The sequence below is a fragment of the Tardiphaga sp. genome (assembly GCF_044340795.1).
Lineage (GTDB): Bacteria > Pseudomonadota > Alphaproteobacteria > Rhizobiales > Xanthobacteraceae > Tardiphaga.
Window position 1 is genome coordinate 1 of record NZ_JBIISY010000136.1, and the last position, 16,214, is coordinate 16,214.

14 protein-coding genes and 1 pseudogene are annotated in these 16,214 nt (G+C 63.4%); 4 read left to right on the forward strand and 11 right to left on the reverse strand.

Annotated elements, in window-relative coordinates; all coding sequences use genetic code 11:
• The 3 genes from ACIQ17_RS20445 to ACIQ17_RS20455 all read right to left on the reverse strand — a co-directional run.
• A partial coding sequence (locus ACIQ17_RS20445; RefSeq protein ID WP_398470910.1) for a class II fumarate hydratase occupies positions 1 to 1,108 on the reverse strand: 1,108 nt, incomplete at its 3' end.
• Between the two features lie 7 nt (positions 1,109 to 1,115).
• The gene (locus ACIQ17_RS20450) at positions 1,116 to 2,096 is read right to left on the reverse strand and encodes a tripartite tricarboxylate transporter substrate-binding protein (protein ID WP_398470911.1); all 981 of its coding nucleotides are present in this window, start codon (positions 2,094 to 2,096) and stop codon (positions 1,116 to 1,118) included.
• Positions 2,097 to 2,234: 138 nt separating this feature from the next.
• Complete coding sequence (locus ACIQ17_RS20455; protein WP_398470912.1) at positions 2,235 to 3,581, reverse strand: adenylosuccinate lyase family protein; 1,347 nt, start codon at positions 3,579 to 3,581, stop codon at positions 2,235 to 2,237.
• A gap of 126 nt (positions 3,582 to 3,707) precedes the next feature.
• Here ACIQ17_RS20455 and ACIQ17_RS20460 point away from each other — a divergent pair, with 126 nt between their 5' ends.
• A complete protein-coding gene (locus ACIQ17_RS20460; protein WP_398470913.1) occupies positions 3,708 to 4,451 on the forward strand; it encodes a GntR family transcriptional regulator in 744 nt (247 codons plus the stop codon).
• 74 nt (positions 4,452 to 4,525) lie between these two features.
• Positions 4,526 to 5,245: a formyltransferase family protein gene (locus ACIQ17_RS20465; protein ID WP_398470915.1), complete on the forward strand. Its 720-nt coding sequence runs from the start codon at positions 4,526 to 4,528 to the stop codon at positions 5,243 to 5,245.
• A 4-nt stretch (positions 5,246 to 5,249) separates the two neighbouring features.
• Here the strand turns inward: ACIQ17_RS20465 and recJ are convergent, their stop codons facing one another.
• The 7 genes from recJ to ACIQ17_RS20500 form a co-directional block, all read right to left on the reverse strand.
• Positions 5,250 to 7,088: a single-stranded-DNA-specific exonuclease RecJ gene (recJ, locus tag ACIQ17_RS20470; protein WP_398470916.1), complete on the reverse strand. Its 1,839-nt coding sequence runs from the start codon at positions 7,086 to 7,088 to the stop codon at positions 5,250 to 5,252.
• Positions 7,089 to 7,268: 180 nt separating this feature from the next.
• Positions 7,269 to 7,988 carry a haloacid dehalogenase type II gene (locus tag ACIQ17_RS20475; protein WP_398470918.1) on the reverse strand — a complete coding sequence of 240 codons (720 nt, stop codon included), beginning with the start codon at positions 7,986 to 7,988 and terminating at the stop codon, positions 7,269 to 7,271.
• Between the two features lie 151 nt (positions 7,989 to 8,139).
• Positions 8,140 to 8,595 carry a GNAT family N-acetyltransferase gene (locus tag ACIQ17_RS20480; protein WP_398470919.1) on the reverse strand — a complete coding sequence of 152 codons (456 nt, stop codon included), beginning with the start codon at positions 8,593 to 8,595 and terminating at the stop codon, positions 8,140 to 8,142.
• Positions 8,596 to 8,605: 10 nt separating this feature from the next.
• On the reverse strand, positions 8,606 to 9,604 hold the full coding sequence (gene glpX, locus ACIQ17_RS20485; protein WP_398470920.1) for a class II fructose-bisphosphatase: 999 nt from the start codon (positions 9,602 to 9,604) through the stop codon (positions 8,606 to 8,608).
• A gap of 76 nt (positions 9,605 to 9,680) precedes the next feature.
• Positions 9,681 to 11,003 (reverse strand): homoserine dehydrogenase, encoded by a 1,323-nt coding sequence (locus tag ACIQ17_RS20490; protein ID WP_398470921.1) that lies wholly within the window; start codon positions 11,001 to 11,003, stop codon positions 9,681 to 9,683.
• 71 nt (positions 11,004 to 11,074) lie between these two features.
• Positions 11,075 to 12,295: an LL-diaminopimelate aminotransferase gene (locus ACIQ17_RS20495; protein ID WP_398470922.1), complete on the reverse strand. Its 1,221-nt coding sequence runs from the start codon at positions 12,293 to 12,295 to the stop codon at positions 11,075 to 11,077.
• A 99-nt stretch (positions 12,296 to 12,394) separates the two neighbouring features.
• On the reverse strand, positions 12,395 to 12,718 hold the full coding sequence (locus tag ACIQ17_RS20500; RefSeq protein ID WP_398470923.1) for a hypothetical protein: 324 nt from the start codon (positions 12,716 to 12,718) through the stop codon (positions 12,395 to 12,397).
• Between the two features lie 353 nt (positions 12,719 to 13,071).
• On the opposite strand from ACIQ17_RS20500, the gene ACIQ17_RS20505 reads away from it, so the two are divergent.
• Positions 13,072 to 14,811, forward strand: a complete 1,740-nt coding sequence (locus ACIQ17_RS20505; protein WP_398470925.1) for a PHA/PHB synthase family protein — start codon at positions 13,072 to 13,074, stop codon at positions 14,809 to 14,811.
• A gap of 263 nt (positions 14,812 to 15,074) precedes the next feature.
• On the opposite strand, the gene ACIQ17_RS20510 is transcribed toward ACIQ17_RS20505, so the two are convergent.
• Positions 15,075 to 15,275 carry a hypothetical protein gene (locus ACIQ17_RS20510; RefSeq protein ID WP_398470924.1) on the reverse strand — a complete coding sequence of 67 codons (201 nt, stop codon included), beginning with the start codon at positions 15,273 to 15,275 and terminating at the stop codon, positions 15,075 to 15,077.
• On the opposite strand from ACIQ17_RS20510, the pseudogene ACIQ17_RS20515 reads away from it, so the two are divergent.
• Positions 15,262 to 16,214 (forward strand): annotated as a pseudogene (locus ACIQ17_RS20515) (hypothetical protein); the annotation flags it as partial. The gene ACIQ17_RS20510 and the pseudogene ACIQ17_RS20515 overlap by 14 nt on opposite strands.

Here is a 16,214-nt window from a genome sequence, read left to right on the forward strand (position 1 = left end):
GCACATTGTGAATGATCACAGGCTTGGCAACGTTGAGCTCGAAATTGCCGGACGCGCTCGCAGCCGTGACAACCGCATTGTTGCCCGTCACCTGAAAACACACCTGCGCCAGCATCTCAGCAATCGTGGGATTGCGTTTGCCCGGCATGATCGAGGATGTGAGCCCGTCATGCGGGATGACGAGTTCACCGAGGCCGCAGCGTGGACCTGAGCCGAGGAAGCGGACATCGTTGGCGATCTTCAGCAGTGTCACCGCGAGGCCGTTCAGCGCGGCAGAAACCTCCACCAACGCATCATGCGCGCCCATGCCCTCGAACTTGCTGGGGTTCGGGATGAAGGCTTCGCCGGTCAGGGCATTCAGGTGATCGCAGAACGCGCTGTCAAAACCCTTGGGCGCATTGAGGCCGGAGCCGACGGCCGTACCGCCTTGCGACAGCATCAGGAGACGCGGAAATACGGCCTCGATGCGATCGATCGCGTGATCGGTCTGGCGCGCGAAGGCGTCAAAAGCCTGCCCCATGGTCATCGGCACGGCATCCATCAGATGGGTGCGGCCAATCTTGACGACATCGACAAAGGCGTCTGCCTTGGCGCGGAGGTCATCTCGCAGCAAGCGCAATGCTGGCAGCAGAGTGCTGCGCAATTGCAGCGCCGTCGCCACATGCATCACGGTCGGAAAGCTGTCATTCGACGACTGCGAGCAATTGACGTGATCATTGGGATGCACCGGTGACTTGGTGCCGAGCGGCTGGCCGAGCAACTCATTCGCCCGGTTCGCGATCACCTCATTGGCATTCATATTGGTTTGAGTGCCGGAGCCGGTCTGCCAGATCGGCAACGGGAAATGATCGTCGAAGCGGCCCTGCTGCAATTCGAGCGCGGCAGCCTCCATAGGTGCGGCGATCTCCGGGGCGATCACGCCGAGCTGCAGATTGGCGCGTAGTGCGGCGATCTTCTGCAAGGCGAAAGCGCGGATCAGCGCGACTGGAAAACGCTCGTCGCTCACCTGAAAGACCTCGAGGGCGCGCTGGGTTTGCGCGCCCCAATAGCGATCCTTCGGCACTGCGATCGTGCCGAAGGAATCCTTTTCGCTGCGTGCGTCGGTCACGTAGCGCTCACTGGGCGCCGACAACGCCAGCGTTCTTGATGATCGGCGTCCACTTGTCGATCTCGGACTTCAGATGCTTGGCGAGCGCGTCCGGCGTGGCACGTTCCGGCGTCACGGGCTGCGCGCCGAGCGCGGCCAGACGCGTCTTCACGGTCTCGTCCTTCAACGCAACGTTCAGCGCTGCGTTAAGCTTGTCGAGCACCGGCTTGGGCGTGCCCTTGGGTGCGAACAGGCCGTACCAGACGGTGTACTGGAAATCCTTCAGGCCGGCTTCAGCGGTGGTCGGGAGGTTCGGCAGCGCCGGGGCACGTTCGGTGCTGGTGACGGCATAGCCCTTGATGGTGCCGCCATCGACATTGCCGACCACATTGACGATCTGGTCGCACATCACGTCGACCTGCCCGCTCATCATGTCGTTCATGGCAGGCCCCGCGCCACGATAGGCGATCTGGGTCGGCTGGGTGCCGGTGGCCGCGTTGAGCAAGAGGCCACACAGATGCGAGGCCGAGCCGATTCCGGCATGGGCGTAGTTCACCTTCTCCTTGGTCGTCTTCATCCAGGCGATCAGTTCTTCCAGATTCTTGGCCGGAAGATCCTTTCGCGCGACGAAGACGGAAGGCAGATCGACGGCGAGGCCGATCGGCTCATAGTCCTTGATCGGATCGAACTTGAGTTTCGGATACAGCGCCGGATTGGTGGCGTGGCTGATATGGATCAGCAGCAGATTGTAACCATCCGGCGCGGAGGCTGCGACCTTGGCGCTGCCGATGGAGCCGCCGGCGCCCGTCGTGTTCTCGACGATCACCTGCTGCTTCAGCGGGCCGCTCATGGCCTGCGCAAGCAGGCGCGCTATGGTGTCGCCGGGGCCGCCGGCCGAATATGGCATGTTCATGGTGATGGTGCGGGTCGGGAATTCTTGCGCGGTCGCCGGAGCGGCCAGGAGAGCAGTGGCGAGGATCAGTGCGGTTTTCGAAATTGTCCTGGTCATTAAAATCTCTCCCGGGTTGTCTGTTGTGTTGTCATAGGATGGGTGGAGCGCAGCGAAACCCATCACCACAGGCGCCTTGCCATGATGGGTTTCGCTCCGGCGCTACGCGCCTTTGCTCTACCCATCCTACAATTCGCGTTACTTGCTCAGGCTCAGCACGCGATCGACCATCGGGCCGCACATGCCGAGATAGTTCGCGGGATCGCAACGCCTGCGGATCGCGTCCTTGTCGCCGAGCGCTTCGGTGATCTCCGGAACTTCGGCGAGAATGTCGGCGAGCTTGCCGCCGCCCTCGATGGCCTTGCGGCAGGCGTCATAGACGACGTCATGGGCATGCTGGCGGCCGAGCTTTGGCGCTGCCGCCATCATCACGGCCTCGGCGACGATGAGACCGTGAGTCAGATCGAGGTTCTCCAGCATGCGTTTCTCGTGCACGACGAGACCGCCGAGCATGAACTTTGCGTTCGCCAGCGACGAGGCGGTGAGCAAAAAGCTTTCCGGCAGCGAAGCCCATTCCACATGCCACGGGCCGGTGGCACGTTCGAGATCGTGGATCATGCCGTCGAGCATGGTGGCGACGTGCTGGCGCACTGCCTTGGCCGCGGCCAGCATCAGCTCGCTCGAAATCGCGTTGCGCTTTTGCGGCATGGTCGACGACGCGCCGCGGCCGGGCACGAACGGCTCGGCAACCTCGCCGAACTCCGACGACGACAACAACATCACGTCGGTAGCGATCTTGCCGAGGGTGCCGGTGATCAGGCCGAGCAGCGTCACGGCTTCGGCGATGCCGTCGCGGGCGACATGCCAGGTGATCGAGGGCTGATGCAGCCCGAGCTCCTCGCAAAACAGCTTCTGCATGTCGAGGCCGCCCTCGCCCACGGACGCGAGCGTGCCGGCAGCACCCGAGAATTCGCCCAGCAGGATGCGCGGCAGCGCCTGATCGACACGCTCGATATGACGATCGATGGAGGACAGCCAGACGGCGGCCTTGTAGCCGAAGGTCACCGGCAGCGCCTGCTGCAGATGGGTGCGCCCGGCCATCGGCGTGTCGCGATATTTCCTGGCCATGGCCTTGAGGATGTCGCGCACCTCGCGCAGGTCGCGCGCGACGATCGTCAGCGCGGCGCGGATCTGCAGGACATTGGCGGTGTCCATGATGTCCTGGGTGGTCGCCCCCCAATGGACGAAGCCGCCGGCCTCGCCCGCAGCGGCCGAGAGCTGATGCACCAGCGGCAGGATGGGATAGCCGACGATCTCGGTCTCGCGGCGGAGCTTGTCGTAATCGATGGTGATGGACTCGGCGGCGGCCTCGATGGCCTGGGCCGCGTCCTGCGGCACGACGCCGAGACGAGCCTGGGCACGGGCCAGCGCGACTTCAGCCTCGATATAGCGGCCGACCAGCGCCTCGTCGGTGAAGATCTCGCGCATCTCCGCGGTGCCAAACATGTCGCGAAACAGCACCGAGTCGAAAACCGTGCTCCCCATGAAGCCCTCCCTTTATGTTCGTACATATTAACTTGTACGAACATAAACCTTATGTCAACCTGCTTCCTTGACGGGGTGGCGGAGGATCGGGCTTCCATGAATGGGAACAGAGACTCAGGGGCTTCAGTGGCAACCGTCGAAAAACGATACGCATTTGTGGCCCGGGCACTGACCGAGGCGATCGCGGACGGCCGCCATCCGGTGGGCTCCGTGCTGCCGACGGAATTCGAGCTGGCCGAGCAGTTTGCCGTCAGCCGCTCGACCGTCCGCGCGGCGATGCAGGAGCTGCAGGCGTCGGGCCTCGTGAGCCGCAAGCGCAACGCCGGCACGCGGGTGGAAGCCGCGGCGCCAGCGCCCGGAGGTGACGGCTTCACACACGCGCTGAACACGATCGAGGCGGTGCAGCAGTTCGGCATGGAGACCGAGCGGCATGTGCAGCAGGTGGCCGATGTGGTCGCGGACGGCGAACTGGCAAAACAGCTGGGCTGCCGGCCCGGGCGGCGATGGCTCTGCATCTCCAGCCTGCGCATGATCCCGGGCGACGCCACGCAGACGCCGATCTGCTGGACCGATGTATATATCGACGGCGCCTTTGCCGACGAAGTACGCGCGAAGATGGACGGACATCACGAGATCTTCGGCACGCTGGTGGAAAAGATTTCGGGACGGCGGTTCGTGGAGATCCGTCAGGATATCTCGGCGGTCGGTGTTTCAGATGTGATGGCGGAGCCGCTGAAGGCCGAGGCCGGCGCGCATGCGCTGTCGATCCGGCGGCAGTATCTGTTTGCTTCGAACGAGCTGGCGGAAGTGTCGCTCAGCATTCATCCGGCGGACCGGTATCGCTATTCGACGCGGCTGCGGCGGAGGTGACGGTCCGGTCGGTCAGGCTCGGTCAAGCCCGGATTGTGACGCTTGATCGCGTTTGATTCCCACCGGTACCCGGCATGTTCGACACCATCATTCTTCTAACCGGCCGCGACGAATTTTCAGTCTTCGCCCCGCGGCTTTGCGAATGCAATCCGGCCCTCAACGTGCTGCCCGCATTCACCCTTGAGGATCTGCGGGCCATCACATCGCGGCAGCTGCGCCAGGCACGTCTTATCGCCTTCACCACCGATGTGATCGTCCCCGGAGCGGTGCTCGATCGGCTCGGCCAAGGCGCCTATAATTTCCATCCGGGACCACCACAATATCCGGGCTGGGCGCCGGCGCATTTTGCGACCTATGACCGCGCAACCGACTTCGGCTGCACCATGCATCGCATGGTGGAACGCGTCGATGCGGGGCCGATCGTTGCCGTCGATCCGTTCGCCATTCCACCCGGCCTCAATGTCGGCGGACTCGAGCAGATGGTCTATGCGAGGCTGATCGAGATGTTCGTGAACATGATGCCGACACTGGCGACGCAGGCGTCACCGCTGGTGGAGAGCGACGTATTGTGGGGCAATAATCGCAAGACGCGTGCCGACTTCGCCGCCATGTGCCAGATCCCGCTCACCATCTCGCCGGAAGAACTGAAACATCGCATCGCGGTGTTCGGCGACAGCGTGGGCGTGCTGCCGACGCTCGAACTGCACGGCTATCGCTTCACCCTCGTGGCGGCCGAATCCGGCAGTGCGCCTGCGGCCTCGGAAGTCGGGGCCAGCGCCCGCATCGCTGCATAAGACATCAGCGGATCATTCGCGGCTCGGACGACGGCAGCGCGACGTCGATCACGCGCATCTGTACCCGCTCCTGCCCCTGCCAGCGATCGACGGTCAGCGAGCCGGCCACATGCACCTGCTGGCCGCGATATTCCTGCAGCGCGTTGCCGAGCTTTTGGCCGATGGAGCGGAACGCGATGCCGTTCACCATGGCACCGTCCGACGATTTCAGCCGCAGCCGCAGATGCGCCTGGCCGACCTCATCGACATAAGCGAGCTGATGTGCCGGCAACGCGATCACCGGCTCCGGATTGGCCTGACCGAACGGCCCGGCGCGATTGAGCGTGTTGACGAGATCGACGGTGACGCCACGCGCGGTGACGGCGCCGTCGATGAACAGCTCCTTCTCGTTGCGTGATTTCGCGACATCCGGCGCGAGGCGCTCTTCCAGAAAGGCGCGGAATTCACCGAGCTTTTCCTTGCGCAACGTAACGCCCGCCGCCATGGCGTGACCACCGCCCTTCATGAGCAGGCCATCGGCCACGGCCTGCCGCACCGCCTTGCCGAGATCAACGCCGGAGATCGAGCGGCCGGAGCCGGTGCCGATACCACCGGGCTCCAGCGCGATGGCGAAGGACGGCCGCGCGAATTTCTCCTTTAGGCGCGAGGCGACGAGGCCAACCACGCCGGGATGCCAGCCTTCCGATGCGGTGACGATGACGCTGCCTTTGTCCTCGAGCCCAAGCGCCGCGAGCGCTTCGGCTTCGGCCTGTGCTTCCGCCGCCTGTTCAATGACGCGGCGTTCTGTATTGAGGCGATCGAGTTCGGCGGCGATCCGGGCCGCTTCGGACACATCGCCTTCCAGCAGCAGGCGCACGCCAAGATCGGCGCGGCCGATGCGCCCGCCGGCATTGATGCGCGGGCCGAGCATGAAACCGAGATGCCAGGCTTCGGGCGGGCCATTCAGGCGTGCCACGTCCATCAGCGCGACATGGCCGACGTGATCGCGGCGGCGCAACGCGATCAGGCCTTTTGCGACGAAGGCGCGGTTGAGGCCGATCAGCGGCGCGACGTCGGCGACGGTGCCGAGGGCGACGTGATGCAGCATGTCGAGCAGGTTCGGCTCGGGCATCTCCGGCTTCCAGAAGCCGCGCGCGCGCAGCTCGCGATTGACGGCCACCAGCGTGATCAGCACGAGGCCGACGGCGGCGAGATGGCCGAGACCGGAAATGTCGTCGAGGCGGTTGGGATTCACGACGGCATCGACGTCGGGCAGTTCCTCATTGGCCTGGTGGTGATCGATGACGACCACGGACATGCCAAGCTTCTTCGCTTCCGCCAGCGGCTCGAAGGACGTGGTGCCGCAATCGACGGTGACGAGCAGCGTATTGCCCTTCCCCGCCAGTGCGCGGATCGCATCCACATTGGGACCGTAGCCCTCGAAGATGCGATCGGGAATATGGATCTGCGGATCGAGGCCGCAATGGCGCAGATGCCAAGCGAGCAGCGCGGAGGATGTGGCGCCGTCCACATCATAGTCGCCGAAGATCGCCACCTTCTCGCCGCGCTGGGCGGCGTCCGCGATGCGCTTTGCGGCGGCTTCCATCTGGGTGACAGTGTAAGGGTCCGGCATCAGTTTTCGGATGGTGGGATCGAGAAAGTCCTCGACAGCATCGAGCTCGATGTTCCGCCCCGCGATCACGCGCGCCAGCATTTCCGGCAGCTTGAACCGCTGCACCATCGCCAGCGCCCGTGCCGCACCGCGCTGATCGACGCGGTCGCGCCAGATCCGCCCGGTGGCGGACTGGGTCACGCCGAGAAAGGCGGGATGGATCAGTTCGGGGATGTCGGTCGATGGGGACATGCCACAGGAATAGGCCGCGACGCGGATTTCCGCAAATCGCTGCCGGCACCCTGCCCTGATTGTCATCACCCGCGAAAGCGGGGGATCCAGTATGTGACGGCGATCGTGTTTAAGCGCAGATGACTGTGTTCACCGGATTGCCCGGTCAAGCCGGGCAATGACAGTTGAACGTATTGCGCCTCAACACCCCAGCCGCTTCGCCATATCCACAAAATCATCCGCCACCACGTCCCAGGCACCGTCCGCCTTGAAGTCGCGGTTCTGCAGCGGGCCGTATTCGGTGACGCGGGGGACGAAGCCGGTCTTGAGGCCGCATTTCTGGGCGGCATCGAGATCGTTGTTGTGGGCGGCGACCATCATCACTTCATGCGGCTTCAGGCTGAGCAGCTCGCAGGCGCCGAGATAGCTTTCGGGATCGGGCTTGTAGTGCTTGAACAGCTCGGCGCTCATGATCAGGTCCCATGGCAGGCCGCCGAATTTGGCCATGTTGGTGAGCAGCGCCACATTGCCGTTCGATAGCGGGCTGATGACGAATTTCGTCTTCAGACGCGTGAGGCCCGGCACCGAGTCCTTCCACGGATGCAGGCGGTGCCAGCCGAGGGTGAGATGATGCAGGTCGTCGTCGGTCAGGCCCGTGATCCCGAACCTATCGACCAGGGTTTCCAGCGACTGACGATGCAGCTTGTCGAGCTTGAGGAAGCCCCGCTCGGGATGATGGCGCACGCTGTCCATGGAGGGCACATAGGCCTGCCGCCATGCATCGACGAGAGCGGCCCAATCAGCCTTGATGCCGCGCGGCTCACTCCATGCAGAGAGATCGTTGATCAGGCTGGTGCGCCAGTCGACCACGGTGCCGAACACGTCGAAGATTAGGGCCTTAACGGCGGTGGTGTCGCTCATGGTCTCGCTCCCGTTTTATTTTTTATCTCGTCATTTCGGGGCGCACCGAAGGTGCGCTCCGGAATCTCAGAGTGTTTGGCTTTACGGAGTTCAAACTAATACGAGGTCCCGGGTTCGCGCCGAATGGCGCGCCCCGGAACGACGAGTGTTGTCAGAGTATCTTCCGATACTGCATGAAGCCCGAATTGTCCGCGACCTGATCGTAGAGAATCCGTGCCTGCGCATTCTCGTTCTGGGTCAGCCAGTGCACGCGGCTGCAGCCATCGGCTTTCGCCTTGGCATAGACCGCCTCGATCAGCGCACGGCCGAGGCCGAGACCGCGGGCGCTGTTGTCGACGAACAGATCCTGCAGATAGCAGTAATCGCCCGGCGTCCAGGACGAGCGGTGATACAGGAACTGCACGATGCCGGTCAGCTTGCCGTCCACATAGGCGCCGAGCAGAAACATCTGCTCATTCGCATCGTGAAAGCGCTTCCATGCCGTGTCGGTGGCGACCTGAGGCAACGTCGCCTTGTAGAAGGTCAGATAGCCCTGCCACAGCGGCTCCCAGGCGGCCCGTTCATCGGGGCCGACCGGGCGAATCTCGACGTTCTGAGCTTTGGGCATCTGCTCTGGCTCAATCGAGGTGGAATTTTTCGAGCTGGCGATGTTCGCCCTTGATGATGCGGACGGTACCGGTCACCGAACGCATCACGATGGTCTCGGTCTCGATCACGTTGCCGCGGAACTTGACGCCCGACAGCAGCGCGCCGTCGGTGACGCCGGTGGCCGCGAACAGGCAGTCGCCCTTGGCCATGTCCTCGATGCGGTAGATCATCTTCGGATCGTTGACGCCCATCTTCTTGGCGCGCTCACGCTTCTCGTCGGTGTCGAGGATCAGGCGGGTCAGCATCTGGCCGCCGATGCAGCGCAGTGCCACAGCCGCCAGCACGCCTTCAGGAGCGCCGCCGGTGCCCATATAGATATCGATGCCCGACTTGTCGGGATCGGTGGTGTGGATGACGCCAGCAACGTCACCGTCCGGGATCAGACGCAGCGAGGCGCCGGTGGCGCGGATCGCGTTGATGAGCGGTTCATGGCGCGGACGCTCCAGCACCAGTGCCGTGATCTCGGACACGGGCACGCCCTTGGCCTTGGCAAGACGCTGGATGTTCTCGGCCGGCGGGGCATCGAGATCGAGCAGGTTCTTGTCGTAGCCCGGACCGATCGCCAGCTTTTCCATGTAGACGTCGGGGGCATGCAGCAGCGTGCCGCCATCGGCCATGGCGAGCGTGGCGATCGAGCCCGGCATGTCCTTGGCGCACAGCGTGGTGCCTTCGAGCGGATCGACGGCGATGTCCACCTTGGGGCCGGCATTGATGCCGACCTTTTCTCCGATGAACAGCATCGGCGCTTCGTCGCGCTCGCCCTCGCCGATCACGATGGTGCCTTCGATGGGCAGCTTGTTGAGCTCGCGGCGCATCGCGTCCACGGCGGCCTGGTCGGCGGCCTTTTCCTTGCCATGACCGCGCAGGCGCGCAGCGGAGACGGCGGCGCGTTCGGTGACGCGGACGATTTCCAGCGTCAGGATGCGCTCGAGGAGCTGCTGCGGCGGGACGGAAATATGGGTGGACATGGAAAAGCTCCTTTAGTTCGGCGGGGACAGACACCCCGTTGGGGCGGCTGCCCCCGTATAACTCTTACGCGGGCGTTCAGTTCTTCTCGATACGAATGACCTGCGGCTTGCCGGAGATCACCTTGTCCTTCTGCACCGCCTGCAGCGCGCGGCGCATGGCGTCTTCGGACGTCGCATAGGTGATCAGGATAACCGGCACGGGTGACGATTTCTTGGTGCCGTCGATCGGCTCCAGGCCCCCATTCGGATGCTTCTGCACGATGGATTCGAGCGAGATCTTCTGCTCGGCCAGGCGCGTGGCGATACGCGCAGCGGTGCCGGCGAGATCACGCGCCATCAGGCGGATGTAATAGCCGCCTTCGTGACGCTCCATCGGCGCCTTGGTGGTCGTCTTGAGGTTCGCAACCGGCTGCGCGAATGGCAGCGCGCGGACATTGCGTGCGACATCGGCGATATCGGCGAGCACAGCGGACGCCGTCGCCGCACCACCTGCGCCAGGACCGACCAGGGTGATCGGCGCAACACCGGCGCCGTCGATGGTGACCGCATTGGTCACGCCCATCACCTGCGCGATGGACGAGGTCAGCGGCACCATGGTCGGATGCACGCGCTGCTCGATGCCCGTCTTGGTGCGCATGGCGACGCCGAGCAGCTTGATGCGGTAGCCAAGTTCGGCGGCAGCACGGAGATCTTCAGCGGCGATGGTCGAGATGCCTTCCACCGACACGGCACTCTCGGCCACCTTGGTGCCGAATGCGAGGCTGGCCAGGATCGCGAGTTTCTGCGCGGTGTCATAGCCGTCCACGTCGAACGACGGTTCGGCTTCGGCATAGCCGAGACGCTGTGCATCCTTGAGGCATTCCTCGAAGGACAAACCTTCCTGTTCCATCCGGGTCAGGATGTAATTGCAGGTGCCGTTGAGAATGCCATAGACGCGATTGATCGAGGTGCCCGACAGGCCCTCGCGAATGGTCTTGATCACCGGGATCGCACCGGCGACGGCGGCTTCATAATTGAGCGCGCCGCCATGCTTCTCGGCCAGAGTGGCGAGCTTGACGCCATGCTTGGCGACCAGCGCCTTGTTCGCGGTGACAACGGACTTGCCGGCCGCGAGCGCTGCGGAGATCGACGACAAAGCAGGATCGCCCGCGCCGCCCATCAGTTCGACAAAGCAGTCGACCTCGGGATGGGTCGCGACCGCCAGTGGGTCCTTCATCCAGTCAATGCCGCGCAGATCGATACCGCGCTTCTTGGCCTTGTTGCGCGCAGTGACCGCCACGACCTTGATGCCACGGCCACAGCGTGCCGAAAGGATAGACTGCTGCGCTTCGATGAGACGGACGACTTCGGCGCCAACGGTGCCGAGACCCGCGATACCCACTTTGAGGGGTGCGACCATAAACTGTAACCTGTCGGAAGAGTTCTTATTGAGCGACTGACCGGGCGCCGCAGGCGACGCCCGTTCTGTGCCTATCGCCGATTGGCGAGCGGAACCACGTTGTGCAACGTTTCCAGCCCGCTTTCAAGGAAGCGGCGGACGCCGCGAGCAGCCTGGCGAATGCGCTGCTCGTTTTCGACCATGGCGATGCGGACATAGCCCTCGCCATGCTCGCCGAAACCGATGCCGGGCGCGACCACGACGCCCGACTTTTCAACCAGAAGCGTTGCAAACTGCATGGAGCCGACCTCGCGAAACTTCTCCGGCAGCGGCGCCCAGGCGAACATCGACGATTCCGGGGACGGAATGGTCCAGCCGGCACGGCCGAAGCTGTCCACCAGCACGTCGCGGCGCTTGCGGTAGGTGTCGCGCATTTCCTTGATGCAGTCTTCCGGCCCGTTCAGCGCAGCGGTCGCCGCGACCTGCACCGGCGTGAAGGCACCGTAATCGAGATAGGACTTCACACGGGTCAGCGCCGAGATGATGCGCTCGTTGCCAACCGCAAAGCCCATGCGCCAGCCGGCCATGGAGAAGGTCTTGGACATTGAGGTGAACTCGACGCAGACGTCGATGGCGCCCGGCACCTGCAGCACCGAAGGCGGCGGGTTCTTGTCGTTGAAATAGACCTCGGCATAAGCGAGATCCGACAGGATGTAGATCTCGTGCTTCTTCGCGAAGGCGACGAGGTCCTTGTAGAAGTCGAGGCTGGCGACCTTGGCGGTGGGGTTCGACGGATAGCAGACCACCAGTGCGATCGGCTTCGGGATCGAGTGCTGGATGGCGCGCTCGACGGCCGGGAAGAAATCCGGCGTCGGATCAGACGGCACCGAGCGGATCACGCCACCGGCCATCAGGAAGCCGAAGGCGTGGATGGGATAGCTGGGATTGGGCACCAGCACGACATCGCCGGGCGCGGTGATCGCCTGGGCGACGTTGGCAAAGCCTTCCTTGGAGCCGAGCGTGGCAACGATCTGGGTATCCGGGTTCAGCTTCACGCCGAACCGACGGGCGTAATAGCCGGCCTGGGCCTTGCGGAGGCCGGGGATGCCCTTCGAGGACGAATAGCCATCGGTGCGCGGCTTGCCGAGGGTCTCCTTGAGCTTTTCAAGGACATGCGGCGGGGTCGGCAGATCCGGATTACCCATGCCCATATCGATGATATCGGCGCCCGAATTACGCGCGGCGGCCTTGGCTCGGTTGATCTGTTCGAACACATAGGGCGGCAGACGGCGAATGCGGTAAAAGTCTTCCATGGGTCTCGGGCTCCGGGGGAACCGCCTTCAAGGTGCGGTTGAATCGCTTCTTTTTAGCATGGGGACCGGGTGACACCAGTCACGACCGGGTGGAATCGCTCAGCGGGTCGAGGTTTTTGCCGCTGGATCGGCCGGAGCCACAGCCTGACGGTCGCGGGCCTTGATCAGGTCGGCCTCGAGCTTGGCCTGGTCGGCCGGGGCGAGCGTCTTGTCGTTGCTGCGGGCGGTAGGAATGTCGTGCACCGGGAGGTATTCGCCCGGCTGGGCCGGGCGCTGCGGCAGGCCCGCTGGGGCACCGACGACAGGGAGATCAGCAACGGTCGAGGCGCAGCCGCCCAGAACGAGGCCGAGCGCCAGCAGCGCTGCCGCGGCCCCTGCCCGGCCACCTGCCATCGTCCCGCCGACTGTTCCCGAACGCTTCACGCAACACCCACCATCGTCTCACGCACGGCATCGTCTGCCGCGCGGCACCTTACTAGGTGACAAATCTTTAACACCGTCAGAATGACGCAGGCTTGGCTGGCTAATATGACGGAAGCAAGACCCAAACAGGGGCAATGTCGCAGCGCAGCACATCGAATCCTGCGGCGATCTGCGAACTATGTCATCATGCTGCCGCGTGGTGACGTATCGTCACCGCATTGGAATGAAACCGAAGCTGCGCCATGACCGACGTCGCCGACCCCCGCACCTCCTCCGGCCCCGCCAACGGGCAAGCGAACGGCAAAGACGACGGAGCCGCGAAACCGTTCAACCCCGAGGCCTTCGCGCTCAACATGGCCCGCGCCATGGAAAGCAGCGGCAAGGCACTCGCCGCCTATCTGCAGCCGCGGCAAACCGGCGAAACCGTCGACAAGCCACCGAATGAGCTGAGCGAGATCATCAAGACCTTCAGCACGGTGGCCAATTACTGGCTGTCCGACGAGAAGCGGTCCACCGAGCTGCAGATGAAGCTCGGCCGCGCCTATCTCGATCTGTGGGGCACGGCGATGCGCCGGATGACCGGCGAAGCGACGGAGTCCGGCACGCAGGCGCCGCTCAAGGACAAGCGCTTCAGCGATCCCGAATGGAAGTCGAACCAGTTTTTCGACTTCGTCTTGCAGGCCTATCTGCTCGGCACCCAATGGGCGCATGAGCTCGTCCGCAATGCGGAAGGGCTCGACGCGCATACGCGCAAGAAAGCCGAGTTCTACGTCACGCAGATCACCAATGCGCTGTCGCCGTCGAATTTCGTGCTGACCAACCCGGAAGTGCTGCGCGAGACCGTGGCATCGAACGGCAGCAACCTCATGCGCGGCATGTCGATGCTGGCCGAGGACATGGAAGCCGGCCGCGGCGCCCTCAAGATCCGCCAATCCGATCCGACCAATCTGGCGGTCGGCGTCAACATGGCGACGACGCCGGGCAAGGTGATCTACCAGAACGAGATCATGCAGCTGATCCAGTACACGCCGGCGACCGAAAGCGTGCTGCGGACACCGCTGCTGATCGTGCCGCCGTGGATCAACAAGTTCTACATTCTCGACCTGAAGCCCGAGAAGTCGTTCATCAAGTGGTGCGTCGATCAGGGCCTCACGGTGTTCGTGATTTCTTGGGTCAATCCGGACAAGGCGCTCGGCGCCAAGACCTTTGAAGACTACATGAAGCAAGGCCCGCTGGCCGCCATGGATGTGATCGAGAAGGTTACCGGCGAGCTCACCGTGCACACCATCGGCTATTGCGTCGGCGGCACCCTGCTCGCCTCGACACTGGCCTGGCTGGCCGAGCACCGCCGCGTCCGCGCCGCTTCGGCCACCTTCATGGCCGCGCAGATCGACTTCACCCATGCGGGCGATCTGATGGTGTTCGTCGACGAGGACCAGATCTCGGCGCTGGAAAAGGACATGCAGGCCGCGGGCGTGCTCGAAGGCGCCAAGATGGCCATGGCCTTCAACATGCTGCGCTCGAACGACCTGATCTGGTCCTATGTCGTGAACAACTATCTCAAGGGCAACATGCCCCGCGCCTTCGACCTGTTGCACTGGAATTCCGACGCAACACGGATGCCGGCCGCCAATCACTCCTTCTACCTGCGCAACTGCTACCTGGAGAACAAGCTCTCCACCGGCAACATGGTGCTCGACAACACCCGGCTCGATCTCTCCAAGGTGAAGGTGCCTGTCTATAATCTCGCCACCCGCGAGGACCACATCGCGCCGGCGGAGTCGGTGCTGTATGGCTCGCAATTCTTCGGTGGCCCGGTGAAATATGTGCTGTCTGGCTCGGGCCACATCGCCGGCGTGGTCAATCCGCCCGCATCCGGCAAGTATCAATACTGGACCAGCGACAGCAATCACGCAGCTGATGTCGCCGACTGGATGAAGTCCGCCACTGAGCATGCGGGCTCGTGGTGGCCGAACTGGCGCGAATGGATCGGCGGCATCGATGGCGAGGAAGTGCCGGCACGCCATGTCGGCACGGATGCGTATCCGCCGCTCGAAGACGCGCCGGGTAGTTACGTCCGCGTCAAAGCTTAGCGAGTAACCTTTCAAACACGTTGGAACCGAACCGCGATGGAAATATTGCGGTTTCATGTTGTCGCTTCCGTGATGCGTGGTTGACAGCGCTATGCACGTCGGTCAGCTTCGATCGCGAAGGCGAAGCACCTTTACATCAATGACATCTGGAATGTTGGAATGCCGAAATGCAGTTCATTTCGGCCGCGTCATCGATTTGAAGAATGTTGTGTAAGTGATCGGTTGAAGCGGCTGGCCTTCGACGACAAGCACAGTTCCGTCAATTACTCCATCGGTGCTTTGATCATTTCGACGCTGCTCACGCCTGCTGCGTCACTCATGCTTTTCAGTGATCGTGCAGAGGCCGCATGCAGCAGCGGCGCGCCCGGCACTGGACAGGCCGTAACCTGCGACGCATCACCGCCCAATCCAGCGACAACCGCCGTCAACGCCGCTCCCGGCAGTACATCGGTGACGGTGAACATCCAGAATGGCAGCGCGCTCGCGATCGCGCGAACCACCAGCGTCACCGCTGTCAGCGTCGTCGATGGAAGCATCATCAATAACGATGGAAGCGTCGCGTTGTCGGGCGGCGGCGGGAGCGGCCTCAATCGCGGTGCCGGCCTGCTCGGCTCCGGCAGCAACAATGTCGTCACCAATGGTGCACTCGGCATTGTCGCGACTACCGGTGCCTACAATGACGGCATGGCCGCGGATGGCAGCGGCAATACGCTGATCAATAACGGCACCATCACCACAGCAGGCCCCAACGGCTATGGGATGACAGCGAGCTGGGGCCAGAGTGGCGGTGGCCAGCCCAACAACACATTGATCAACAATGGCAGCGTCACCACCAATGGGAGCAATGCGCGCGCGGCCTCGATCCTGGGACAGAACGGCCTCATCACGAATACGGGGACATTGCAGACCAACGGCGCCAGCAGCACCGGGGCCTATCTGCAGGGCACCAATGACCGCCTGATCAATTCGGGCATCATCCGCGCCACCGGCATCGGCTCGGAAGGCGTGTTCTCGAACACGGCCGGTTCGGGATTTACGGCGCGGATCGACAATCTCGCGGGCGGCCAGATCATCAGCGATCAGGGGACCGCCCTACGGACCTTGAATGGCGCCACCACCATCACCAACGCCGGTCTGATCAGTGGCGGCAACGGCACCGCGCTGAGCGGGGGCAATGGCAATGTCACCTTCATCCTGCAAACGGGCTCGCAGATCATCGGCACAGCGAATGGCGGCGCCGGTGCCAATGTGGTGCGCCTGCAGGGCAGCGGTACGGTCGCCAATCCTTTCGTGAATTTTCAGACCCTGATCGCCGAAGGCACCGACTGGACCTGGAGCGGCAGCGGGACCTTTGCCGATACATTTGTGAACAGCGGCGTAGTCCGCCTGCAGTCGTCGCTGAC